The sequence below is a fragment of the Seohaeicola sp. genome (assembly GCF_048006315.1).
Classification (GTDB): domain Bacteria; phylum Pseudomonadota; class Alphaproteobacteria; order Rhodobacterales; family Rhodobacteraceae; genus Seohaeicola.
The window spans coordinates 2,987,988-3,011,675 of the sequence record NZ_CP180350.1 but is presented as its reverse complement, the minus strand read 5'-3'; the positions used below and the strand labels follow the sequence as shown (position 1 = coordinate 3,011,675).

General features: G+C 64.5%; 25 protein-coding genes. 12 read left to right on the top strand and 13 right to left on the bottom strand.

What is annotated here, in order from left to right; translation table 11 throughout:
• The first annotated feature begins 6 nt into the window (after positions 1-6).
• The 9 genes from ACMUJL_RS15090 to ACMUJL_RS15050 all read left to right on the top strand — a co-directional run bounded on the left by ACMUJL_RS15090 (position 7) and on the right by ACMUJL_RS15050 (position 8,278).
• Complete coding sequence (locus ACMUJL_RS15090) at positions 7-570, top strand: NifU family protein (protein ID WP_068290464.1); 564 nt, start codon at positions 7-9, stop codon at positions 568-570.
• Between the two features lie 36 nt (positions 571-606).
• A complete protein-coding gene (gene tsaB, locus ACMUJL_RS15085) occupies positions 607-1,236 on the top strand; it encodes a tRNA (adenosine(37)-N6)-threonylcarbamoyltransferase complex dimerization subunit type 1 TsaB (RefSeq protein WP_375573101.1) in 630 nt (209 codons plus the stop codon).
• Complete coding sequence (locus ACMUJL_RS15080; RefSeq protein ID WP_375573103.1) at positions 1,223-1,657, top strand: GNAT family N-acetyltransferase; 435 nt, start codon at positions 1,223-1,225, stop codon at positions 1,655-1,657. Before tsaB ends, ACMUJL_RS15080 begins: the two co-directional genes overlap by 14 nt.
• 175 nt (positions 1,658-1,832) lie before the next feature.
• Positions 1,833-2,828, top strand: a complete 996-nt coding sequence (locus ACMUJL_RS15075; RefSeq protein ID WP_068290462.1) for a BMP family lipoprotein — start codon at positions 1,833-1,835, stop codon at positions 2,826-2,828.
• Between the two features lie 2 nt (positions 2,829-2,830).
• Complete coding sequence (locus ACMUJL_RS15070; protein ID WP_375573106.1) at positions 2,831-4,414, top strand: ABC transporter ATP-binding protein; 1,584 nt, start codon at positions 2,831-2,833, stop codon at positions 4,412-4,414.
• Entirely contained in the window at positions 4,414-5,508 is a 1,095-nt protein-coding gene (locus tag ACMUJL_RS15065; RefSeq protein ID WP_068290459.1) for an ABC transporter permease, read from the top strand. The genes ACMUJL_RS15070 and ACMUJL_RS15065 overlap by 1 nt, the downstream gene beginning before the upstream one ends.
• Positions 5,508-6,473 (top strand): ABC transporter permease, encoded by a 966-nt coding sequence (locus ACMUJL_RS15060; protein WP_416914329.1) that lies wholly within the window; start codon positions 5,508-5,510, stop codon positions 6,471-6,473. The genes ACMUJL_RS15065 and ACMUJL_RS15060 overlap by 1 nt, the downstream gene beginning before the upstream one ends.
• 99 nt (positions 6,474-6,572) lie before the next feature.
• Positions 6,573-7,502, top strand: coding sequence for a sulfite exporter TauE/SafE family protein (locus tag ACMUJL_RS15055; RefSeq protein ID WP_068290455.1), 930 nt, complete (start codon positions 6,573-6,575; stop codon positions 7,500-7,502).
• Entirely contained in the window at positions 7,499-8,278 is a 780-nt protein-coding gene (locus ACMUJL_RS15050) for a TIGR02186 family protein (RefSeq protein ID WP_068290453.1), read from the top strand. The genes ACMUJL_RS15055 and ACMUJL_RS15050 overlap by 4 nt, the downstream gene beginning before the upstream one ends.
• A gap of 73 nt (positions 8,279-8,351) precedes the next feature.
• Here ACMUJL_RS15050 and ACMUJL_RS15045 read toward each other — a convergent pair whose 3' ends face one another.
• The 7 genes from ACMUJL_RS15045 to ACMUJL_RS15015 all read right to left on the bottom strand — a co-directional run bounded on the left by ACMUJL_RS15045 (position 8,352) and on the right by ACMUJL_RS15015 (position 15,313).
• Positions 8,352-9,071, bottom strand: coding sequence for an SDR family oxidoreductase (locus tag ACMUJL_RS15045; protein ID WP_375573108.1), 720 nt, complete (start codon positions 9,069-9,071; stop codon positions 8,352-8,354).
• Positions 9,068-10,609, bottom strand: coding sequence for an AAA family ATPase (locus tag ACMUJL_RS15040; protein ID WP_416914328.1), 1,542 nt, complete (start codon positions 10,607-10,609; stop codon positions 9,068-9,070). The genes ACMUJL_RS15045 and ACMUJL_RS15040 overlap by 4 nt, the downstream gene beginning before the upstream one ends.
• 45 nt (positions 10,610-10,654) lie before the next feature.
• The gene (locus ACMUJL_RS15035) at positions 10,655-11,287 is read right to left on the bottom strand and encodes an acyl-homoserine-lactone synthase (RefSeq protein WP_375573112.1); all 633 of its coding nucleotides are present in this window, start codon (positions 11,285-11,287) and stop codon (positions 10,655-10,657) included.
• Positions 11,288-11,368: 81 nt separating this feature from the next.
• Positions 11,369-12,022 carry a helix-turn-helix transcriptional regulator gene (locus ACMUJL_RS15030; protein ID WP_375573114.1) on the bottom strand — a complete coding sequence of 218 codons (654 nt, stop codon included), beginning with the start codon at positions 12,020-12,022 and terminating at the stop codon, positions 11,369-11,371.
• A 31-nt stretch (positions 12,023-12,053) separates the two neighbouring features.
• A complete protein-coding gene (locus ACMUJL_RS15025) occupies positions 12,054-12,242 on the bottom strand; it encodes a hypothetical protein (RefSeq protein ID WP_375573116.1) in 189 nt (62 codons plus the stop codon).
• Between the two features lie 262 nt (positions 12,243-12,504).
• A complete protein-coding gene (gene ccrA / locus ACMUJL_RS15020; protein ID WP_068290603.1) occupies positions 12,505-13,794 on the bottom strand; it encodes a crotonyl-CoA carboxylase/reductase in 1,290 nt (429 codons plus the stop codon).
• A gap of 163 nt (positions 13,795-13,957) precedes the next feature.
• On the bottom strand, positions 13,958-15,313 hold the full coding sequence (locus ACMUJL_RS15015) for a 1-acyl-sn-glycerol-3-phosphate acyltransferase (protein ID WP_375573118.1): 1,356 nt from the start codon (positions 15,311-15,313) through the stop codon (positions 13,958-13,960).
• 170 nt (positions 15,314-15,483) lie between these two features.
• On the opposite strand from ACMUJL_RS15015, the gene ACMUJL_RS15010 reads away from it, so the two are divergent.
• From ACMUJL_RS15010 to deoD, 3 genes are all read left to right on the top strand, one after another.
• Positions 15,484-17,451 (top strand): methylmalonyl-CoA mutase family protein, encoded by a 1,968-nt coding sequence (locus ACMUJL_RS15010; protein WP_375573120.1) that lies wholly within the window; start codon positions 15,484-15,486, stop codon positions 17,449-17,451.
• Positions 17,452-17,575: 124 nt separating this feature from the next.
• The gene (locus ACMUJL_RS15005) at positions 17,576-18,016 is read left to right on the top strand and encodes a GNAT family N-acetyltransferase (RefSeq protein WP_375573122.1); all 441 of its coding nucleotides are present in this window, start codon (positions 17,576-17,578) and stop codon (positions 18,014-18,016) included.
• 15 nt (positions 18,017-18,031) lie between these two features.
• The gene (deoD, locus tag ACMUJL_RS15000) at positions 18,032-18,742 is read left to right on the top strand and encodes a purine-nucleoside phosphorylase (RefSeq protein ID WP_375573124.1); all 711 of its coding nucleotides are present in this window, start codon (positions 18,032-18,034) and stop codon (positions 18,740-18,742) included.
• Between the two features lie 9 nt (positions 18,743-18,751).
• Here deoD and ACMUJL_RS14995 read toward each other — a convergent pair whose 3' ends face one another.
• The 6 genes from ACMUJL_RS14995 to sdhC form a co-directional block, all read right to left on the bottom strand.
• Positions 18,752-19,594 carry an urea carboxylase-associated family protein gene (locus ACMUJL_RS14995; protein ID WP_375573126.1) on the bottom strand — a complete coding sequence of 281 codons (843 nt, stop codon included), beginning with the start codon at positions 19,592-19,594 and terminating at the stop codon, positions 18,752-18,754.
• A 341-nt stretch (positions 19,595-19,935) separates the two neighbouring features.
• On the bottom strand, positions 19,936-20,715 hold the full coding sequence (locus ACMUJL_RS14990; protein ID WP_375573128.1) for a succinate dehydrogenase iron-sulfur subunit: 780 nt from the start codon (positions 20,713-20,715) through the stop codon (positions 19,936-19,938).
• 13 nt (positions 20,716-20,728) lie between these two features.
• Positions 20,729-21,070 carry a hypothetical protein gene (locus ACMUJL_RS14985; RefSeq protein ID WP_375573130.1) on the bottom strand — a complete coding sequence of 114 codons (342 nt, stop codon included), beginning with the start codon at positions 21,068-21,070 and terminating at the stop codon, positions 20,729-20,731.
• Positions 21,067-22,872 carry a succinate dehydrogenase flavoprotein subunit gene (gene sdhA / locus ACMUJL_RS14980; RefSeq protein WP_416914327.1) on the bottom strand — a complete coding sequence of 602 codons (1,806 nt, stop codon included), beginning with the start codon at positions 22,870-22,872 and terminating at the stop codon, positions 21,067-21,069. The genes ACMUJL_RS14985 and sdhA overlap by 4 nt, the downstream gene beginning before the upstream one ends.
• Before the next feature lie 18 nt (positions 22,873-22,890).
• Entirely contained in the window at positions 22,891-23,262 is a 372-nt protein-coding gene (sdhD, locus tag ACMUJL_RS14975) for a succinate dehydrogenase, hydrophobic membrane anchor protein (protein ID WP_068290433.1), read from the bottom strand.
• Between the two features lie 12 nt (positions 23,263-23,274).
• Complete coding sequence (gene sdhC, locus ACMUJL_RS14970; protein WP_068290432.1) at positions 23,275-23,658, bottom strand: succinate dehydrogenase, cytochrome b556 subunit; 384 nt, start codon at positions 23,656-23,658, stop codon at positions 23,275-23,277.
• Positions 23,659-23,688: the final 30 nt, after the last annotated feature.

The window sequence follows — 23,688 nt, the reverse complement described above, 5'->3', positions numbered from 1 at the left end:
TATCCGATGTTCATCCAGACTGAATCCACCCCGAATCCGGCTACCCTGAAATTCCTGCCCGGTCAGACCGTGCTGGAAATGGGCACCGCCGATTTCCCCACCGCCGAGGGGGCCGCTGTCTCGCCGCTGGCGACACGGCTTTTCGCGGTCAGCGGCGTCAGCGGCGTGTTCTTCGGCACCGATTTCGTCACCGTGACCAAGGATGCGGGCGTCGAATGGGACCATATCAAGCCGGCCCTGCTGGGCGCGATCATGGAACATTTCCAGTCCGGTCAGCCGGTCATGGGCGCTGGCGCGCAGGCGGCTTCGGGCCATGCCGAACATGATGGCCCGGATGCCGATGTGGTCGGCCAGATCAAGGAACTGCTGGATACCCGCGTGCGCCCGGCCGTGGCGCAGGATGGCGGCGACATCACCTTCCACGGGTTCGACCGTGGCGTGGTCTATCTGCACATGCAGGGGGCCTGCGCCGGTTGCCCGTCATCGACCCTGACCCTGAAGATGGGGATCGAGAACCTGCTGCGCCATTACATCCCGGAAGTGACCGAAGTGCGGCCCGTGGCCGTCTGATCACGGGCATCTGGGCAAGACAACGGCGATGACACAGTGACCCCGCAGCCTGACAATACCGTGGCCGAACCGATCATCCTGGCCTTCGACACATCGGCGGCCTACTGCGCCGCGGCCCTGCTGCGGGGCAAATCCCTTCTGGGGCTTCAGTCCGAGGACATGGGTCGGGGACAGGCCGAACGACTGGTGCCCATGCTGGATGATCTGATCAAGGGCGCCGATCTTGACTGGTCGGACCTTGACGCCCTGGCCGTGGGCGTCGGCCCCGGCAATTTCACGGGCATCCGCATCGCCGTGTCGACCGCACGCGGGCTTGCCCTTGCGCTGGATATCCCCGCGATCGGCGTCAGCACCTTCGAGGCGATTTCGAAAACCGCGACGCTGCCTCATCTGGCCTGCGTGCCGGCCCCCCAGTCCCAGGTCTATATCGCGCCCACGGGGACCGAACCAAGTCTTGTCAGCATGGATGACGCCCATGGTCTTGGCTTGCCGCTGGCCCTGCCCCCGGCCCCTGCGGATCTTGTGGTTGCCATGGCGCGCGTGGCGCGCGCCCGGCTGCGCCGGGGCGATATGCTGGAGGCACCGGCCCCTCTCTATGTTCGTGCGGCGGATGCAGCACCGTCACGCGACACGCCTCCGGTGATGCTGCCCGATGACCGGACCTGACACAGCGCTTGATGCCGACGCGATGGCCACCGTGCACGCCGCAGCTTATCAGCTGGACCGCCCCTGGACCGCCGCCGAATTCCGCGGCCTGACCGACAGCCCCCATGTGCTTGCCCTGGGCGACACACGCGCCTTCATCCTTGCGCGGATCATCGCGGACGAGGCCGAAGTCCTGACCATCGCCACCCATCCCGACCATCGCCGCAAGGGTCTGGCCCGCGCCTTGCTGGCGCATTTTCACGCCGCGGCACGGGCGCGCGGGGCCACGACTGCCTTTCTGGACGTAGCCGCCGACAACGCCCCGGCAATCGCGCTTTATCTGGGTGCGGGCTATGCACAGGTCGGCCAGCGGCGGGCCTATTACCCGCGCAAGAATGCCGCGGCGGCTGACGCTTTGCTGATGCGGCGGGCGCTCGACTGACACAGGCCGGAAAACGCAGCCGCAAAGCAGCCTTGCCGCCACGTCAAGACGCAGTTTCTTGTTGACCCTTGCCGGGCGCTGCGGCGTAAACTGACCCTCGATCCGATCAGTCCGATCGTCTGACGTGGTGCGGACCCAACCGGCACCACCGCTGCCAACCAACGGGAGACCCGACATGACCCTGATGCAGAAATTCCTTGGCGCTGTCGCCGCAACCGCCCTCAGCGCGGGCGCCGCCCTGGCCGAGCCCGCCCTGATCTTCGATCTGGGTGGCAAATTCGACAAAAGCTTCAATGAGGCCGCGTTCAACGGCGCGGAACGCTGGGCCAAGGAAACCGGCGGCACCTATCTGGAAACGGTGATGCAGTCCGAAGCCCAGCGCGAACAGGCGCTGCGCCGCTTTGCCGAGGCGGGCGCCAACCCGATCGTGACCACCGGTTTCGCCATGAGCGATCCGATCGCGCAGGTCGCGCCCGATTATCCCGACACGATGTTCGTGACCATCGACGGCTGGGTCGACCTGCCGAACGTCAAGGTGATCGGCTTTACCGAACATGAAGGCTCGTATCTGGTGGGCATGATGGCCGCCATGGCGTCGAAATCCGGCACCGTCGGCTTCATCGGCGGGATGGACGTGCCGCTGATCCGCAAATTCGCCTGTGGCTATGCGCAGGGCGTCAAGGCGGTGAATGCCGATGCCAATATCATCGCCAACATGACCGGCACGACACCGTCGGCCTGGAACGACCCGGTGAAAGGCTCGGAACTGACCCTGTCGCAGATCGGTCAGGGCGCGGATGTCGTCTATGCCGCAGCAGGCGGCACCGGCGTTGGCGTGCTGCAGACCGCCGCGGACGAGGGCATCCTGTCGATCGGCGTGGACAGCAACCAGAACCACCTGCATCCGGGCAAGGTGCTGACCTCGATGCTCAAGCGCGTCGATGTGGCCGTCTACAACGTGATGATGGCCGGCACCGAACTGCAGCCCGGTATCGAAGTGCTGGATCTTGCGGCCGAAGGCGTGGGCTATGCGCTGGACGAAAACAACGCGGCGCTGGTGTCCGACGAGATGAAGGCCGCCGTCGATGCGGCGCGCGAAAAGATCATCGCGGGCGAACTGGCCGTGCATGACTACACATCGGATGACAGCTGCCCGGTCCTGACCTTCTGAGGATGACCGGACAGAACGCAAACGGGGCGCGGCAGGCAACTGCCGCGCCCGATCCGCAGGTGCCCGCCATCGAATTGCGCGGCATCTCCAAGGCATTCGGCCCCGTGCAGGCCAACAAGGACATCAGCATGCGCGTGATGCCCGGCACGATCCACGGCATCATCGGCGAGAATGGCGCGGGCAAATCGACCCTGATGTCGATCCTCTACGGCTTCTACAAGGCTGACGCGGGCGAGATCATGATCAGCGGCCGCCCCACCCTGATCCCCGACAGCCAGGCCGCCATCGCGGCCGGCATCGGCATGGTGTTCCAGCATTTCAAGCTGGTCGAGAATTTCACCGTCCTTGAAAACATCATCCTTGGCGTCGAAGGCGGCGGGCTGTTGCGCCCTAGCCTGGCCAAGGCGCGCGCGGCCCTGAAGTCGCTGGCCGAGGAATACGAGCTGAACGTCGATCCCGACGCGGTGATCGAGGATATCGGCGTGGGCCAGCAGCAGCGCGTCGAGATCCTGAAGGCGCTGTATCGGCAGGCGGATATCCTGATCCTGGATGAACCCACCGGCGTGCTGACCCCGGCCGAGGCCGATCACCTGTTCCGTATCCTGCGCAACCTGCGCGACGAAGGTAAAACCATCATCCTGATCACCCACAAGCTGCGCGAGATCATGGAGATCACCGATACCGTCAGCGTGATGCGACGCGGCGAAATGACGGCAACGGTCAAGACCTCGGAAACCAGCCCCGAACAACTGGCCGAACTGATGGTGGGCCGCAAGGTCCTGCTGCGGGTCGAGAAGGCACCCGCTACCCCCGGCAAGCCCGTGCTGGAGGTCGAGAACCTGCGCGTGGTGGATGCCGCCGGGGTGGAACGGCTGCGCGGCGTGTCGCTGAACATCCGCGCGGGCGAGGTTCTGGGCCTGGCCGGCGTCGCGGGCAACGGGCAATCCGAATTGCTCGAGGTGCTGGGCGGCATGATGCCGGCGCAGGGCAAGGTCCAGCTGAACGGACAGCCCATCCCGCTGACCGGACCCCATGCCGATGGCCAGAGCCGCCGCGCGGCCGGCATCGCACATGTGCCGGAGGATCGGCAGCGCAAGGGGCTGATCATGGATTACGCAGCCTGGGAAAACAGCGTCTTCGGCTATCATCGCGACCCGGCGATCGGGCGCGGCCCCCTGATGCGCAACGCAGCCATCCTAGGTCACGCGGAACAGCAGATGCAACGTTTTGACGTGCGCCCGCCCAACCCGCGCCTGTCCGCCAAGAACTTTTCCGGCGGCAATCAGCAGAAGGTGGTCCTGGCCCGCGAGATCGAGCGCGGCCCCGACCTCTTGCTGATCGGCCAGCCGACACGCGGCGTCGATATCGGGGCAATCGAATTCATTCACCAGCAGATCATCGCCCTGCGCGATGCAGGCAAGGCGATCCTGCTTGTCAGTGTCGAGCTGGACGAGATCATGGCCCTGTCCGACCGTATCGCCGTGATCTTCGACGGCCGCATCATGGGCGAGGTTCCGGCCGATCAGGCGACCGCGCAAGAGCTGGGCCTGATGATGGCAGGTGTCGCCACCGGAAAGGCCGCCTGATGGAACGCATGCCGAAATGGGCCGATGTTGTCCTGATCCCGCTGATATCCCTGCTGCTGGCGGCGGTGATTTCGGGCCTGGTGATCCTGGCCATCGGCGAGGATCCGATCAATGCGCTGAACCTGATGGTCAAGGGCGCGCTGGGGTCGACCTATGGCTGGGGCTATACCCTTTATTACGCCACGAATTTCCTGTTCACCGGGCTGGCCGTGGCCGTGGCCTTTCACGCGCGGCTGTTCAACATCGGCGGCGAGGGGCAGGCAATGCTGGGCGGGCTGGGGGTGGCGCTGGTCTGTCTCTACCTGCCATGGCCGCACTGGTCGCTGGCGCTGATCGCGGCCTCTGTAGGCGCGGCCCTCTTCGGCGCGGCCTGGGCCTTTCTGCCCGCGATCCTGCAAGCCAGACGCGGCAGCCATATCGTGATCACCACGATCATGTTCAACTTCATCGCCGCCGCCTTCCTGAACTGGCTGCTGGTCGGCCCGCTGAAACCGCGCGGGGCGATGGACCCCTCGACCGCGCGCTTCCCCGAAGCTGTCCATCTGCCAAGCCTGCACGAGATTCTGGCACCTCTGGGCATCAGCTTTTCCAAGGCGGCACCGGCGAATGTCTCTTTCCTGGTGGGCATCCTGGCCTGCATCCTGGTCTGGGTCCTGATCTGGCGCACGCGCCTTGGATATGAAATCCGCGCCTTCGGCCATTCCGAACCCGCCGCGCGCTATGCGGGCATCAGCCCCACGAAGATCACCGTGATCACCATGCTGATCTCGGGCGGGCTGGCCGGCATGATGGCCATCAACAACGTCATGGGCGAGGCGGAACGCCTTGTCCTGAACGCAACCGAAGGCGCGGGCTTCATCGGCATCGCCGTGGCCCTGATGGGTCGCAGCCACCCGTTCGGCGTCTTTCTGGCGGCGATCCTGTTCGGGTTCCTCTACCAGGGGGGGGCGGAACTGGCGCTCTGGACGAATATCCCGCGCGAATTGATCATCGTGATCCAGGCGCTTGTGATCCTGTTCACCGGAGCGCTGGACAACATGGTGCGGATGCCGCTGGAACGCCTGTTCATGGCCCTGCGGCGGAGGCGCGCGTGATGGATCTCCTGACCGTCCTGCAGGTGCTGGATTCGACGGTGCGCCTGGCGACGCCGCTGCTGCTGGCCTGCCTTGCGGGCCTGTTCAGTGAACGGGCGGGCATTTTCGACATCGGGCTGGAAGGCAAGATGCTGGCCGCGGCCTTCTTCAGCGCGGCCATCGCCGCCGTGACCGGATCGGTCTGGATCGGTCTGGGCGCGGGCATCCTCGCGTCGCTGTCGCTGTCGGGGCTGCATGGACTTGCCTCGATCACCTTCCGGGGCAATCAGCTGATCTCGGGCGTGGCGATCAACTTCCTTGCCGCGGGCCTGACCGTGCTGATCGCGCAAAGCTGGTTCCAGCAGGGTGGGCGCACCCCGGCCCTTCTCAGCGGGGGCCGCTTCGGCCCGATCACCCTGCCGGGGGCCGAGGCGCTGCGCGAGGTGCCGGTGCTGGGCCCGATCTATTACGAGCTGATCTCGGGCCATTCGATCCTGGTCTACGTGGCCTTCGCCTGCGTGCCGCTGACCTGGTGGATCCTTTACCGGACCCGGTTCGGCCTGCGCCTGCGCGCGGTGGGCGAAAACCCCGAAGCCGTGGACACGGCCGGGATTTCGGTCATACGGCTGCGCTATGCCGCCGTGCTGATCTGCGGCCTTCTGTGCGGGATCGCGGGCGCCTATCTTGCCACCGCGCTGCAGGCGGGTTTCGTGCAGGACATGACCGCCGGGCGCGGCTATATCGCGCTGGCCGCGCTGATCTTTGCCAAATGGCGCCCCTTGCAGGCGCTTTACGCGACCCTGCTCTTCGGTTTCCTGCAGGCCATCGCCCTGCGCTACCAGAACCTTGACCTCGGGTTTTTCACCCTGCCGGTGCAGGCGATGGACGCGCTGCCCTATATCCTGACCGTGGTGATCCTGGCCGGGTTCATAGGCAAGGCGGTCCCCCCCCGCGCAGGCGGCGAGCCTTATGTGAAGGAACGCTGAATTCGCGATAAGTCCAGTTGGACCCCGAGGATCAGGCCTGACCGGAAAACCACCCCGCCGCCGCTTGCCTTTTGAAGCCGCAGCGCGCTAGGGATAGTCATGCAGATGTACCTTCCCATAGCCGAGGTATCGGTCAACGCCTACCTGCTGCTGGGGCTGGGCGGAATCGTGGGCCTGCTGTCGGGCATGTTCGGCGTGGGTGGCGGGTTCCTGATGACACCGCTTCTGTTCTTCATCGGCATTCCGCCGGCCGTCGCCGTCGCCACCGGCACGACGCAGATCGTCGCGTCTTCGGTCTCGGCGTTCCTTGCGCATCTGCGGCGCAAGACCGTGGACATGAAGATGGGCGGCGTCCTTCTGGGCGGCGGCATGGTGGGCGCAGGCCTGGGCGTGCTGGCGTTCAACTATCTCAAGGCGCTGGGACAGGTCGACCTGATGGTGACCCTGTTCTACGTGGTGTTCCTGGGCACGATCGGCAGCCTGATGTTCATCGAAAGCCTGACCGCGATCCGGCGCGCACGGCGCACGGGCGGCCCGGTCAAGCCGGTGAAACGACGGCACCGCAACTGGGTGCATATCCTTCCGATCAAGGTGCGGTTTCGGACATCGGGGCTTTACATCTCGATCATCCCGCCGGTGATCATCGGGATCGGGGTCGGCATCCTGACCGCGATCATGGGTGTGGGTGGTGGCTTCATCATGGTGCCCGCCATGATCTATCTGCTGGGGATGCCCACCAAGGTCGTGATCGGCACCTCGCTGTTCCAGATCATCTTCGTCACCGCCTTCACCATGCTTCTGCACGCGGTCACCAACCAGACGGTCGATGTGATCCTGGGCGTGCTGCTGCTGCTGGGGGGGGTGATCGGCGCACAGATCGGGGCGCGCATCGGCGTCAAGCTGAAGGCCGAGCAATTGCGCATCCTGCTGGCGCTTCTGGTGCTGGCGGTCTGCGGCAAGCTGGCGCTGGACCTGCTGCTGATGCCGTCCGAGCTTTATTCCATCGGCGACGCGAGGGGCGGCCAATGATCAGGCATGCCGCGACCCTTCTGATCGCACTGGCGCTGTCCCTGACCCTGCCCCGCACAGGCGCCACGGAAGAGGTGGTGATGGGCCTGAGCCAGAGCAGCGTGTCGATCACAACGAATTTCGCAGGCTCCGACATCCTGATCTTCGGGGCGATCAAGCGCGAAACGGCCATCCCCGAAGAGGAACTGGACGTGATCGTGACGGTGGCTGGCCCCTCGGCCCCGCTGACCGTGCGACGCAAGGATCGCCGGCTGGGCATCTGGGTGAATACCGAGGCGGTGCAGATCGATTCCGCCCCATCGTTCTATGCCGTCGCCGCGACCGGCAAACTGGGCGAGGTCCTCTCGCAGACCGAGGATCTGCGCCACAGGATCTCGATCCCGCTGGCGATCAGGTCCGTCGGCGCACCCGATGCCGTCGGGGACGCCCAGCGCTTCACCGAGGCGCTGATCCGCATTCACAGCGCCAACGGTCTTTACGAGCAGCTGGACGACAGCGTCGATCTGCAGGAACAGACGCTGTTCCGCAGTTCGATCAGGCTGCCGGCCAACCTGACCGAAGGGGCCTACCGCACCCGGATCTTCCTGGCCCGCGGCGGCGAGGTCATCGCGAAATACGAAACCAGCATAGATGTGCGCAAGGTCGGACTGGAGCGTTACCTCTACACGATGGCGCATCGCCAGCCGCTGCTATACGGGCTGATGGCCCTTGTTCTGGCCATTGCCGCCGGTTGGGGCGCATCGGCCTTCTTCCGCGTGGTGCTGCGGCAGGGATGATCATCGGCGCAGGGCGCAAGAGCTGACCGCCGGATCATGGATATTTAAGGCAAGAAGAAACGAGGCCGCGCCGTCAGCCGCGCCCGACAAAGGGCATCTTTGTCGCCATGATGGTCATGAACTGGACATTTGCCTCGGGTCCCAGGCTGGCCATCTGCAGCACGGCCCGCGCCACATCGGCCACATCCATGGTGGGCGGCGCATCACCGGGATTGGCGGCGATGATCCCTTCCAGCAATTCGGTGCGCGCATTGCCGATGTCGATCTGCCCGCAGGCGATATCGAAGGGGCGGCCATCAAGGCTGAGGGTCTTGGTCAGGCCGGTGATCGCATGTTTCGTGGTGGTATAGGCGACCGATCCGGGACGCGGCGCATGTGCGCTGATCGAGCCGTTGTTGATGATCCGCCCCCCCTGCGGGTCCTGCGCCCGCATCCGGGCGAAGGCCGCGCGCGCGCACAGGAACATGCCATGCAGGTTCACATCCACAACCTGACGCCATTCGTCCCAGCCCAGTTCGTCGATCATGGCGGCGCGGCCGAAGCTGCCTGCGTTGTTGAACAGCACGTCAAGCCGGCCCATGCGCCCCGTAAACGCATCGAAAGCCGCATCAACAGCCTGCGGATCGGTCACATCACAGGGAAGAATCACGGCATTGCCACGTCCATCGGCCACCTGTTCCAGCGCCGCGGCGCGCCGCGCGATCAGGCCCACCTGCCAGCCCGCATCAAGGAATGCCCGGGCGCAGGCGGCGCCGATGCCGGCACTGGCGCCGGTGATGATGATCGATGTCATGGCTGTATCTCCTCCTCCTGCATCGCAAGGCTCAGGACCGGGGCGGTCTGCGCCTTCAGATCGTCCACCCTGAGCGGCCCCGAGGGCTTGGACAGCCGGTTGCGCACCACCCAGTACAGGCGTTCTTGCGCGCGGGTGATCGCGACATAGGCCAGGCGTTTCCACAGGGGCTGGCCCGCCTCGGACCGGCCCATCCGGGCCGCTGCGTAAAGATCGGGGGCGAAGACCTGCACGTTTTCCCACTGTGAGCCCTGCGCCTTGTGGATCGTGACTGCCGCGCCATGCAGGAAGGTGGCCCCCATCGTGGCGGCATAGGGGATGAAGGGCTCTTCCTCATCCGGTTTCTCGATCTTGACGATCGAGGCTGCATTGACCTGCGGATCTTCGGCCCCGATCACATGCAGGCGCGAGAAGCCCGGTTTGCGCCCTGCCCCCAGATAGATCACCTGCGCACCCTTGATCAGGCCGCGCGCCTCGAGGTCGAGGCGCTTCTTGCGGTGCTTGAGCGGCAGCTCCAGCCCGTCGCAGATCAGCGGCTCGCCCTCCAGCAACTGATCCTCGGGCGCGCCATGCACCGCGCGAAAGGCATGGATCAGGCGGATGCGCGTGGCATTGCGCCAGACCAGAACCGGGCTGCGCGCCATCAGGTCCACCTCGACCCGCTGCCCCCAGACCACGCGGTCGTCACGCGCGGCGGCCTGTTCGACCATCCGTTCGAACCCTTCGAAGGTCAGGTCGGGATCGGCCAGCGCATGGGCGAGATGAAGGATCGGGCTGTCCGCCTCCTGGCGGTGGATGCGGTTCAGCGTCAGCTTCGCAGGCGCGGGAAGGCTGTCGAAGACCATGCCGCCCTGCTGGTTGATCGGGGCAAGCTGCGCCGGATCGCCAAACAGCACGAGCGTGGGAAAGATATCCTTGAGGTCGGTGAACTGGCGCTCGTCCAGCATCGAGGATTCATCGACAAAGCCGATATCCAGCGGCTCTTCGCGCCGCTTCCAGCCGGTGATGAAATCCGAGCCGCGCAACCCGGCGGCAGCCAGCGCGCCGGGGATCGACTTGTGGATCTGGTAGAAGGCATGCGCGCGCTCCAGCGCCACATCGGTCAGGCCTTCGATCTCGGGACGGTCCCCGGTGCCGGCCAGCCATTCGGCCACGCGTTCATATTCCGGGTCATAGACAGGCGTGTAAAGGATGCGGTGGATCGTGGTCGCGGGCACACCGCGGTTGCGCAGCACGGATGCGGCCTTGTTCGTGGGCGCCAGGATCGCCAGGGTGCGCCGGTCCTTGCGGCGCTTGCCCTCGTAATCGCCCGACACCAGCTCGACCCCGGCGGCTTCAAGGGCTTGCGTAAGCTGCGCCAGAAGCAAGGTCTTGCCCGATCCCGCCTTGCCCAGAACGGCCATGACGCGCGCGGCACCTTCGACCGGCGGCGTCAGGATACCATCGTCCAGATCCACGCCCACGCAGCGCAATGCGCCCGCGATGCGGTCCCAGGCTTCGGCCTGGTCTTCGGAAAATGTCACGGCGGGCAAGGTCATGGCGCGACCCTACAGCGCGGCATCACCAAGGGCCAGAGGCCGCGGTCACGCAGGTTGCAGGCTGCTGTTTTCCGCGCCGAAAGCGCGCCTGTACCACAGCTGCGACAGGGCCGGCGAAATCCCGGCACGCCGCGCCACCCGCGCGCGCGCCTGCCCCGTCAAGGACCACAGGCCAAGGCTGATCCGGTCCCGCCCCTCGCCCGCGCTACCCAACACCTGCGGAGAGGCGCCGATCCGGCGATAGATCCGTTCCATGTTGGCATCGAACACACCCAGAAGGTGGTGCAGCCCCTGCCGTTCCAGCAATTCGCCCCCCGCCAGCATCAGGGCCGCGGCCACATGGGGCCCCGCCCCCGGCGCAAGGCAGAAGCGCGTACATTCCCAGATCACTGGGCTGCTGACGGGCGCACCGCCGTTGAGATGGGCAAAGTGTTCGTTGACCATGCAGCGCCCCGTCGTCGGCAGAAAACGCATCGAGCCGCCATGCCGGTCGCCCCCCGCATCCCAGAGAACATAAAGCGGGTCCAGCGCGTCATACTGATCGCGCTCAAGCCCGGCGGCATCCACCGCGACCGCCCAGCCAAGCCGGTCCGAGAACTGGGCAGCCCGGTCGCGAAACATCGTGTCGCGCAGCCCCGGACGCCGCGCCAGTTCGTCCTGTGTCATGTAACGCAGCATCCCTGATCCTTTCCGCAAAATGCGCGGTCAGGCTTAGGAAGAAATGGTTAACAAGCGCTGCGACCAGCGCACGCTGCCCCCTCAGGCGACGATCAGCCCCCGGCTGATCGCCCGCGCGACGGCGTGGGTGGTGTTCAGCGCACCCAGTTTCAGGCGGGCGCTTTCGATATAGGCCCGCAAGGTATGTTCCGAAATGGACAGCGAATTGGCCACCTGCGCGCGGCTGTAGCCCATGGCCAGAAGGGTCATGGCGTCGACCTCGCGCGGGGAAAGGGCCTGCGCGGGCGCGGGCGTGCGCCCCGGCTGAAACTCCAGCGCCTTGCTGTTGAAGTAATGCGCGATCAGGATCAGGTCGCGGCTGTTGCGCTGCTCGAAGGCGGCCCATGTCGCATCATCGGCATCATGGCTGACCGTGAACAGGGCAAACTGCCCGTTGGGGCCGCGGATCGGGACGGAAAACCCCTGATGCCCCACCCCATGTGCGATGGCGTCGGCCTGAAAGGCGCGCTGCGCCTTGCCGGACCAGTCCAGCCGCTTCCAGTCGACGGGTTGGAAATGCTGCATGCAGCCCTGCACGACGGGGTCGATCCGCAGGTAGTCGCGTTCCAGATAGCGGGCGACCCATGCAGCGGAATAGGTGCCGCAACCATATTGCTCACCGGCGGCGCTGACCCAGTGATAGACCATGTGGCGCACAGCAAAGGAATCCCGCAACGCCTCGATGGCATTCTGCATGTCGGCCGGCGCCTTGGCGCCTTCTAGCGTTTCAAGTATCCGCTCCAGCCCGCTCTTCATCCATCCGCAACGCCATTGGCGCCTCCAAGCGATGGGATGTCATCTCGATCAGGGCGATGTCGCGGGTCACATCAAGTTGCCGCGTCAGCAGGGTCATGCCATTTGACACCGCAAAGGAATTAAGGTCCGAGATAACGTCCAGAAGCCATTCGTTCTTCATGGTGACCTTGCCCCGAAACTGGTTAAGGAATGATTAACGCGACCAGGAGACGCGCGGGATGAAGCGGTCCATCGACCGTTTCCGAATATAGGCACAGCCCCTGCGCTCCCCAAACCCACGAATTCAATCCCCCCTTAAATGGCGGGACCCGGAACTCCAACCACCTGAAAACAGGCGACTTCCTCAAACGTAAAGAAGAAACCCGCGAACGGTTAACCGATTCGCGGGTTTCACTGTCAACCTTGGTCCTGAACTGTCAGGATCAGTTGCGGCCAGCCTCGATCACATCCTCGACCGTGCGCAGGCCGGTGCGCGGTGCCTGTACCAGAACCGCCATGTTGCCCGGCTTGTGCTGGTTGCGCAGCATCTTGGTATGCGCCTGGGGGATTTCCGACCAGGGGAAGACCTCGGACATGCAGGGGTCAAGCCGCCGCTCGATCATCAGCTTGTTGGCCGCACTCGCCTGTTTCAGATGGGCGAAGTGGCTGCCCTGCAGACGCTTCTGGTGCATCCACATGTAGCGCACGTCGAAGGTGCAGTTGAACCCGGTGGTGCCTGCGCAGATCACGACCATGCCGCCCTTCTTGCAGATCAGGGTCGAAACCGGGAACGTCGCCTCGCCGGGATGTTCGAACACCATATCGACGTTCACACCCTTGCCGGTGATGTCCCAGATAGCCTTGCCGAACTTGCGCGCTTCTTTCAGCCACTCGTTGTATTCGGGCGTGTTGACCGTGGGCATCTGGCCCCAGCAGTTGAAATCCTTGCGGTTGATCACGCCCTTCGCGCCCATCGCCATCACGAATTCGCGCTTGTCCTCTTCCGAGATCACGCCGATCGCATTGGCTCCGGCGGTATTGGCCAGCTGGATCGCATAGGACCCAAGGCCACCCGACGCGCCCCAGACCAGCACGTTCTGGCCGGGCTTCAGCTCATGCGGGGCATGGCCGAACAGCATCCGGTAGGCGGTGGCCAGCGTCAGCGTGTAGCAGGCGCTTTCTTCCCATGTCAGGTGCTTGGGGCGCGGCATCAACTGCTGGGCCTGCACGCGGGTGAACTGCGAGAAAGCCCCGTCAGGCGTCTCATAGCCCCAGATCCGCTGGGTCGGCGACATCATCGGGTCGCCACCGTTGCAGTCCTCGTCATTGCCGTCGTCCTGGTTGCAATGCACCACGACCTCGTCCCCGACCTTCCAGGTCTTCACGGCGGAACCGACTTTCCAAACGATGCCCGAGGCATCGGAACCCGCGATGTGATAGGGCTGCTTGTGACCATCGAAGGGGCTGATGGGCTGGCCCAGACCCGCCCAGACGCCATTGTAGTTGACGCCAGCCGCCATCACGAGGACCAGAACCTCGTTGCTGTCGATCTCCCATGTGTCGACAACCTCGACCTGAAAGCTTTTCTCGGGCTCGCCATGCCGATCACGACGGATCGCCCAGGCATACATCTTCTTGGGGACATAGCCGACGGGGGGCATTTCGCCGATTTCATAGAGGTCCTTTTCAGGCGCGTCATAGGGTGCGATCCCGGTGTGCGTATCCAATGCCATCTCAACCTCCGTGCTGGTCATTGCTCAATGGGCGTGTCTCGGTCATGCCGCGATGCAGAATCGCGGCGCTGATCTTCGAGATAAAGTTGGTCGCGCAACAATGCAACACCAATTGTGCCTATTTTGAAATTTTATAACCCTGCAGCTGCAGCATTCCCTGCGTTCAGGTGCTGCGACTGCGAAAGAGATGCGCGATGGAGGCGGCATAGAACTCCAGCAGGGCGCGCTCCTCGGGTTCGACCAGGATGAATCCGCCGGCCTCGTCCACCAGATGGCGCTGCGTGAGCATGCGCAGACCCACTTCGATCATGTAACCCACATCCTGACGCGGCATATGCAGATGCGCCTCCGGCAGGTCGTCCAGCAACGCCCGCACCGCACGGTCCAGTTCCCCCAGGTTCATCGGCTCTTCGGCCTGCAACAGCGCGGTCGCCACCAGCGGCACGGGCAGCACCGGCACTTCGGCAGCGATGCGCGCCATCAGCTCATCCGCCAGCGCTGGCACATCCTGGCCAAACGCCTTGAGGGACAGCGGTTCGCCGAAACTGACCGAGGCATAGCCGAAACGGTGAAACTGTCCCTTGAAGCGCAGGCGCAACATCTTGCCCACGAAGGCAAGGACAGTTGCCAACCGCGCGGTGAACCGTCTTTCGCCTGCGGCATGGGCCGCCACCAGCACCCGGTCCTCCAGCACCCGGTCGTAATTGACCGCCACCGGCACAAAGACCACGTCCCGGCCTTCGGGATCGCGCCCCTCGACGATGTACTTGAGGATCCCGCGCTTGGGCGAAGCAATGGCGCCAGTCAGGCTCAGCCCGCCTTCCGGGAACACCGCCTGGGTCACCCCGGCCTCGGTCGCAAGCTGGACATAGCGCGACAGCACCGCCTTGTAGAGCGGCCCGAACCGCTTGCGCCGGATGAAATAGGCCCCCATCGCCCGGATCAGCGCGCTCAGCGGCCAGACCCTGCCCCATTCCCCCACCGCATAGGACAGGGCCGATCGTTCGGCGGCCAGATAGGTGACCAGCACGTAATCCATGTTGCTGCGATGGTTGATCACGAAGACCACCGTGGCGTCGCGATCCACCTTTGCCAGCGCATCGCCCGCGTAGTGACCCAGGCGCACCCGATAAAGCGATGTGCTGATCAGGCGCGCCAGGCGCGTCGCCACCCCGAAATAGGCGCTGGCACTGAAGGACGGCACGATTTCGCGCGCATAGCGCCGCGCCTGCTCGAAAGCCACGTTTTCCGGCACCCCCTCGGCCGCCGCATGAGCCGCCACCGCGCGCAGCACCTCGGGATCATAGATCAGCCGCTGGATCATGTCATAGCGCCGCGCCAGCTTGAACGGCTGGATCGGCCGCTCCAGCCGCTTGTTCAACTCTGCGATCACACGCTCTGCGCGCTTGCGGAAAAACCAGCGCACGGATGGAAACAGGAAATGCGATGCAAAGGTCACGCCCGCGAAAAGCAGGATCAGGACTAGCAGCCAGACAGGCATTTCAACGGTTGCACCCATGCGCCGACAATGGCGCGAATCCCGTCAGAGGTAAATCAAATGCGGTGCCCTGCGCAGCGACAGCCCATGCCGCAACGCAGCGAATTGACAGCGCCATAAAATTCCAAGTATCAACACGGGAACGCAATAAAATTGCCGACACTGATTCACACGATGACCCGCGAGGCCCCATGACCGAGACGCAAAAAGACAAGCCCTGGCTGTTCCGCACCTATGCAGGCCATTCCACGGCAAAGGCCTCGAACGCGCTTTATCGTTCCAACCTCGCCAAGGGGCAGACGGGCCTGTCGGTGGCCTTCGACCTGCCCACGCAGACCGGCTATGACAGCGATCACATTCTGGCCAAGGGCGAGGTGGGCAAGGTCGGCGTCCCCGTTTGCCATCTGGGCGACATGCGCACGCTGTTCGACGCGATCCCGCTGGAACAGATGAACACCTCGATGACGATCAACGCCACGGCACCCTGGCTGCTGGCGCTTTATATCGCCGTGGCCGAGGAACAGGGCGCCGATATCAGCAAACTGCAAGGCACCGTGCAGAACGACATCATCAAGGAATACCTCAGCCGGGGCACCTATATCCTGCCGCCCAAGCCATCCTTGCACCTGATCACCGATGTCGCGGCCTATTGCTATACCAATGTGCCGAAATGGAACCCGATGAACGTGTGTTCCTACCACCTGCAAGAGGCAGGCGCGACGCCCGAACAGGAACTGGCCTTTGCGCTGGCCACGGCCACCGCCGTGCTGGACGATCTGAAAGGAAAGGTCCCCGAGGCGGATTTCCCCCAGCTTGTGGGCCGGATCTCTTTCTTCGTGAACGCGGGCATCCGCTTCATCACCGAGATGTGCAAGATGCGCGCCTTCGTCGATCTGTGGGATGAAATCTGCGAGACCCGCTACGGCGTGACCGACCCCAAATTCCGCCGCTTCCGCTATGGCGTACAGGTCAACAGCCTTGGCCTGACCGAACAGCAGCCCGAAAACAACGTCTACCGCATCCTGATCGAGATGCTGGCCGTCACCCTGTCGAAAAAGGCCCGCGCCCGCGCCGTGCAGCTGCCCGCCTGGAACGAGGCGCTTGGCCTGCCCCGCCCCTGGGATCAGCAATGGTCGCTGCGCATGCAGCAGATCATGGCCTATGAGACGGATCTGCTGGAATACGATGACCTCTTCGATTGCAACCCCGCCGTGGATCGCAAGGTCGAGGCGCTGAAGGACGGCGCGCGGGCGGAACTGGCCAACCTCGACAGCATGGGCGGCGCGATCAGCGCGATCGACTACATGAAGTCGCGCCTTGTCGACAGCAACGCCGAACGCCTGAACCGGATCGAACGGAACGAAACCATCGTCGTGGGCGTCAACAAATGGCAGCAGGGCGAACCCTCGCCGCTGATGACCGGGGATGGCGGGATCATGACCGTCGATCCCGCGGTCGAGGCCGAACAGGTCGGCCGCCTGAACACCTGGCGCAGCACCCGCGACGCATCCGCCGTGGCCGAGGCGCTGGCCGATCTGCGCGCCGCAGCCAAAGAAGGCCGCAACATCATGGAGCCCTCGATCCGCGCGGCCAAGGCCGGTGTGACCACGGGCGAATGGGCCGCGCAGATGCGGGCGGTCTTTGGCGAATATCGCGGTCCCACGGGTGTGTCCCGCTCGGTCAGCAACAAGACCGAAGGGCTGGATGACATCCGCGACGCCGTCAACGCGGTCTCCGACAAGCTGGGCCGCCGCCTGCGGTTCCTTGTGGGCAAGCCGGGTCTGGACGGTCATTCCAACGGCGCCGAACAAATCGCCTTCCGCGCCCGCGACTGCGGGATGGACATCGATTACGAAGGCATCCGCCTGACGCCCGAGGAAATCGTCAAATCCGCCAGCGAAGGCGAGGCGCATGTGATTGGCCTGTCGATCCTGTCCGGCTCGCACATGCCCTTGATGGCCGACCTGATGGAGCGGCTGCGCGCGGCGGGCCTGGGCCATATCCCCGTGGTCGTGGGCGGCATCATCCCCGAGGATGACGCGAAACGCCTGTTGGAAATGGGCGTCGCCCGCGTCTACACGCCCAAGGATTTCGAACTGAACACGATCATGATGGATATCGTGACCCTGGCCGATCCCAAGGCTGTCGCCGCAGAATAGCACCCGGCAAGGCGAATTTCCGAAAGGGGGGCATCCGCCCCCCTTTTTGCATGCGCAGGGCCACGCTTGCACTCTGCCCCGCCAGTCTGCATCATCCCCGGGACACTGCAACAGGACGCCGCCCATGCCGCTGACCATCCGCCCCCTGACCGCCGCCGATGAACCCGCATGGCGCCGCCTCTGGACCGCGTACCTGGCCTTCTACGACACCACCCTGCCCGATGCGATCTTCGCCACGACCTTCGCCCGTCAGCTTGACCCGGCCCATCCCGAACGCTGCTGTTTCATCGCCGATCTGGATGGCCGCGCCGTGGGTCTGGTCCACGCGATCTGGCATGCCCACAACTGGCGCGTGGAAGATGTCTGCTACCTGCAGGATCTCTACGCCGACCCGGATGTGCGCGGCCAGGGCATCGGCCGCGCCCTGATCGAGGCCGTCTATGTCGAGGCCGACCGCCGCGGCACGCCCGCCGTCTACTGGATGACGCAGGACTTCAACACGACCGCCCGGCTGCTTTACGACCGCATCGCCCATGTGACCCCTTTCATCAAGTACAGCCGCTGACCCCAAGGACCAGACATGACCATCCATATCGGTGCCAAACCCGGTGACATCGCCGAAACCGTCCTGATGCCGGGCGACCCCCTGCGCGCGAAATGGGCGGCCGAGACATTCCTCACCGATCCCCATTGCATCAACGAGGTGCGCGGCATGCTGGGCTACACCGGCCTTTGGCGTGGTCAGCGCGTGACGATCCACGGCTCGGGCATGGGCATGGCGTCGCTGTCGATCTATGCCAACGAACTGATCCGCGACTACGGCGCAAAGACGCTGATCCGCATCGGCTCCTGCGGGGCGATGCAGGATCACGTGGCGATCCGCGACGTGATCATCGCCATGACCGCAACGACCCTCGCGACCCCCTCATCGGGCATCTTCCGCGAGCTGAACTTCGCTCCCCATGCCGACTGGTCGCTGCTGCGCGCCGCCGTCACCGCGGCCGAGGCGCGCGGCGTGCCGACCCATGTGGGCGGCATCTATTCATCGGATGTCTTCTATGATGAACGCCCCGACCTGAACGAGATCATGACCCGCCACGGCATATTGGGCGTCGAGATGGAAGCGGCCGAGCTTTACAACCTCGCCCTGCGCCACGGTGTGCGCGCGCTGGCGGTGCTGACCGTCTCCGACCATCTGCTGACGGGCGCGGCCCTGCCTGCCGATCAGCGACAGGGCAGCTTTGGCGACATGGTCGAGATCGCGCTTGCCGCAGCCTTCCCCGAGGCCTGAGCAGCCGGCCTAGCGCCCGTGACGGCGATCATAGCCGTTGGGTGGCGGGCTGGCCCAATCCCCCAGCAGGTCGGCGGGCGTCTCGAACACCTCGACCAGCAGCGGATGGCATGCCGCCTGATCCGATGAATGCTCGGCCGAACAATCCCCACCGGGACAGGCCGACAGCGCCCCCAGCAGCGGCACCTCGGCGAAGAACTCAAGGTAGTCGCCGGGCCGCACCGGGCTGGCCTTCATGAAATACTGCCCCGTGTCGCGGGTGAAGCCCGTGCACATGAACACGTTCAGCACGTCATGCACATGCGCTTCCGCCTCGTGCAGCCCCATGCCGGTGGCATCGGCCAGCGCGCGGGTCAGGTTGGAATGGCAGCAATGATGGTATTGCCCACCCGACAGCAGGTTATGCGTATAGGGATCGCAGCGCGTGCCGATCACGTCATGCACCGACCCGCCGAAATCGTCCTTGCCATACCATCCCAGCGTATCCGCCACGATCGTCGCCATCGGGCGCAGCGTGGGAAAGGATGACCACAGCCGCTGCCCCGTGGTCACATGCGTGCCATGCAGCGCGCGGGTCTTGCCGCTGTAGAACCGTTCGGACAGATCATCCGCATGCCACAGGTTCAGGTCCCCCACCTGCGGCCCTTCAATCGACGAGATGCGGAAAAAACCGCCCGCAGGCACCCGGAATGTCCCCGCCTCGCGCGGGGGCACGATCACGTCACCCGTCTTGACCGCCCCCGCGCGAAAACCCGCATAAAGCGCCAGATCAGCCAGAGGCAAAGTTTCGACCGGGTAGCAGATCACCGGGTGAACGGCGCGGCGCGCGGCGGCATCGGCTGGCTCTTGCATTCTGTCCTGTCTCCCTCAGGTTTTGCGTGGATTGCGGCAATCCTGCGGTGTCTGGCCTCGCGGCACAAGCACCTCCGCACCACAGGCCGCACAGCGGAAACAGGACATGCCCCCCTGGTCCCCTGTCCGGTCCATTCGCCAGCGGCACGATCGCATCCCGCGCCGCGCGAAAATCGCGATCAGCACGAAGGCGATGATCAACCCCAGGGGAATCAACATGGTTTCTCACCCTCCGGAACAAAAAAGGCAGGCCCCCGGCCCGCCCCTTCTTCTTGCCGCAAGTATCCTCGGGGGGAGTCCCGCAGGGACGGGGGGCAGACAGCCCCCCTGCCCGGCCCGCATCACACGGTGCGTTCGACCATCATCTTCTTGATCTCGGCAATCGCCTTGGCCGGGTTCAGACCCTTGGGGCAGGTCTTGGCGCAGTTCATGATCGTGTGGCAGCGATACAGCTTGAACGGATCTTCCAGCTCGTCCAGACGCTCGCCCGTGGCCTCGTCGCGGCTGTCGATGATCCAGCGATAGGCGTGCAGCAACGCGGCCGGTCCCAGGTACCGATCCCCGTTCCACCAATAAGACGGGCACGAGGTCGAGCAACAGGCACACATCACGCATTCATAAAGCCCGTCCAGCTTTTCGCGATCCTCGACCGACTGGCGCCATTCCTTGGCGGGGCGGTTGGTCTTGGTCTCGAGCCAGGGCATGATCGAGGCGTGCTGCGCATAGAAATGCGTAAGGTCAGGGATCAGATCCTTGATCACCGGCATGTGCGGCAGCGGATAGATCTTCACATCGCCCTTCACGTCATCCATGCCATGCAGACAGGCCAGCGTGTTGATCCCGTCGATGTTCATCGCGCAGGACCCGCAGATCCCCTCGCGGCAGGACCGGCGGAAGGTCAGCGTGGGGTCGATCTCGGATTTGATCTTGATCAGCGCATCCAGGATCATCGGACCGCAGGTATCCAGATCGACGTGATAGGTATCCAGCCGCGGGTTTTCCCCGTCATCGGGGTTCCAGCGGTAGATCTTGAAGGTCCGCAGGTTCTTGGCGCCCTCGGGCTTGGGCCAGGTCTTGCCGGTCCGCATCCGGCTGTTCTTCGGCAGTGTCAGTTGCACCATGATGTCTCTCCCGTCACAGAAGGGCTGGCAGGCCATTGGCCAGCAGGCAATTGAGCGTGTCCGGCCGGGACACGATATTCGTCACAAGCTCCACGGTATTGGCCGTGGGTCCGGTAATGCTGTCGGCGGCCAGCGCCAGCAACTCGCGGCTGCTGGCATTGTCGATGATGCAATCCACCGCCGGCTCCACCGGGACGCCGGGGAAGCGCTGCACCAGAACCGGCGTGATCGCGGCGCGCGCGGCATCGCGGGTCAGCCGATCCTGATCGGCAGGCGTGCAGGCGGCCAGCGTGGCGGCACAGAGCGCCGCCAGACCCAGCCCCCGCAGGGCACCTATGCCGCGGGCAGGGATCAATAGACCCGTGCCTTGGGCGCGATCTTCTTCAGGTCGATCCCGCCTTCCGCTTCCTTGGTCAAGGGCTCGGTCACGACCCGGCGATAGCTGAGGTCGACCTTGCTGCCATCGACCCGCGCGATGGTGTGCTTGCGCCAGTTGGCATCGTCCCGGTCGGGATAATCCTCGTGGGCATGCGCGCCGCGCAATTCCTTGCGCGCCTCGGCGCCTACGATGGTGGCCAGCGCGTTGGGCATCAGGTTGGTCAGCTCCAGCGTCTCCATCAGGTCCGAGTTCCAGATCAGGCTGCGATCGGTGACCTTGATGTCATCCATCTTGCCCGCCACGGCGGTCATCTTGGTGACACCCTCGGCCAGCGTCTTGTCGGTGCGGAACACCGCCGCATCGGCCTGCATGGTCTTCTGCATCTCAAGACGCAGTTCTGCGGTGCCGACGTTGCCATTGGCGTGGCGCAGCCCGTCGAAACGGTCGAAGGCAAAATCGACAGAGGCCTTGTTCACCTTCGGGTTCGGCGCGCCGGCGGACACGACCTGCCCCGCCTTGATCGCGGCGGCGCGGCCAAAGACCACCAGATCGATCAGCGAGTTCGACCCCAGACGGTTCGCCCCGTGCACGGATGCGCAGCCCGCCTCGCCCACGGCCATCAGGCCCGGCACGATCCGGTCGGGATCATCGGCGGTCGGGTTCAGGACCTCGCCCCAGTAGTTCGTCGGAATGCCGCCCATGTTGTAATGCACCGTCGGCAGAACCGGGATCGGTTCCTTGGTGACGTCCACGCCCGCAAAGATGCGTGCGCTTTCCGAAATGCCGGGCAGGCGCAGATGCAGCGCTTCGGGCGGCAGGTGGTTCAGGTGCAGGTGGATATGATCCTTGTCCGCGCCGACGCCGCGACCCTCGCGGATCTCCATCGTCATGCAGCGGCTGACCACGTCACGGCTGGCCAGATCCTTGTAGGTCGGCGCATAGCGTTCCATGAAACGCTCGCCTTCCGAGTTGGTCAGGTATCCACCCTCGCCGCGCGCGCCCTCGGTGATCAGGCAGCCCGCGCCATAGATGCCGGTCGGGTGGAACTGCACGAATTCCATGTCCTGCAGCGGCAGACCCTGCCGCGCGACCATGCCGTTGCCGTCGCCGGTGCAGGTATGCGCGCTTGTCGCGCTGAAATAGGCGCGGCCATAGCCGCCCGTGGCCAGAACGACCATCTTGGCGTTGAACACATGCATCGTGCCATCGTCCAGCTTCCAGCAGACGACACCCTGACACACGCCGTCCTCGGACATGATCAGGTCGATGGCGAAATATTCGATGTAGAATTCTGCCTTCTGCTTCAGGCTCTGGCCATAAAGCGTGTGCAGGATCGCGTGGCCGGTCCGGTCGGCGGCAGCACAGGTGCGCTGCACCGGCGGGCCTTCACCGAATTCGGTCGTATGCCCGCCAAAGGGACGCTGATAGATCTTGCCCTCTTCGGTGCGGCTGAACGGCACGCCGTAATGTTCCAGCTCATAGACCGCCTTGGGCGCCTCGCGCGCCAGGTATTCCATGGCGTCGGTGTCACCCAGCCAGTCCGACCCCTTCACGGTGTCATACATGTGCCACTGCCAGTGATCCGGCCCCATGTTCGACAGCGAGGCGGCAATGCCGCCCTGCGCCGCGACCGTATGCGACCGCGTCGGGAAAACCTTGGTCACGCAGGCCGTGCGCAGGCCCTGTTCCGCCATGCCCAGCGTCGCGCGCAGACCGGCGCCGCCGGCCCCGACCACCACGACGTCATAATCATGGGTCTCGTATTGATAAGCTGCCATTGCAACAGTCTCCGAAAGTTAAAGCGCGATCTTCGCGATGGCGAAAAGCCCGGTGGCGGCTGCGCCATAGCTCAGGCAGGTCACCGCGATGATCACGATTTTCTGTGTCGTGCCGTGGACATAGTCCTCGATCATGGTTTGGGCACCCTCGTTGAAGTGCTTGAACCCCACGATCAGGGTCAGCGCAGCCACGATGGCCGGGAAAGGATGGGCGAAATAGGCCAGCACCTCGTCATGCGGCGCGCCCAGCATGGGGCCGAAGGTGAAGACGAACAGCGGGATCAGGATCAGAAGTGCCACCGAGGACACTTTCATCGACCAGAAATGGGCGGTGCCCGTCTTGGCCGAACCCATGCCCATCGCGCGCTTGCGGTCGGTCAGGTATCGCATCTCTCAGCCCTCTCAGATTACGGCCACGGTCAGCAGGGTCAGCAGAACCGACCCGCCGATCACGGCATAGCCCAGCTTGTAGGCGCTCTCGATATCCAGCATCTTCGCGTTGTCCCAGATCAGGTGCCGGACGCCCGCCAGCGTGTGATACCACAGCGCCCAGAGCGACAGGAACATCACAAGGTCCCCGAACCAGCTGGTCAGCACCGCATCGGCCAGGGCGAAATAGGCAGGCGACGTCGCCGCGGCCAGGAACCACCACACGATCAGCAGCGCGGCCAGGATCAGCGCATTGCCCGTGATCCGCGTCAGGATCGAGGTGATCGAGGTCAGTTGCGGGCGATAGATTGACAGGTGCGGCGAAAGCGGGCGGTTGCCCCGGTTCACGTCAGCCATGTGTCCCTTCCTTCTTGGGTTGCGAAAGGA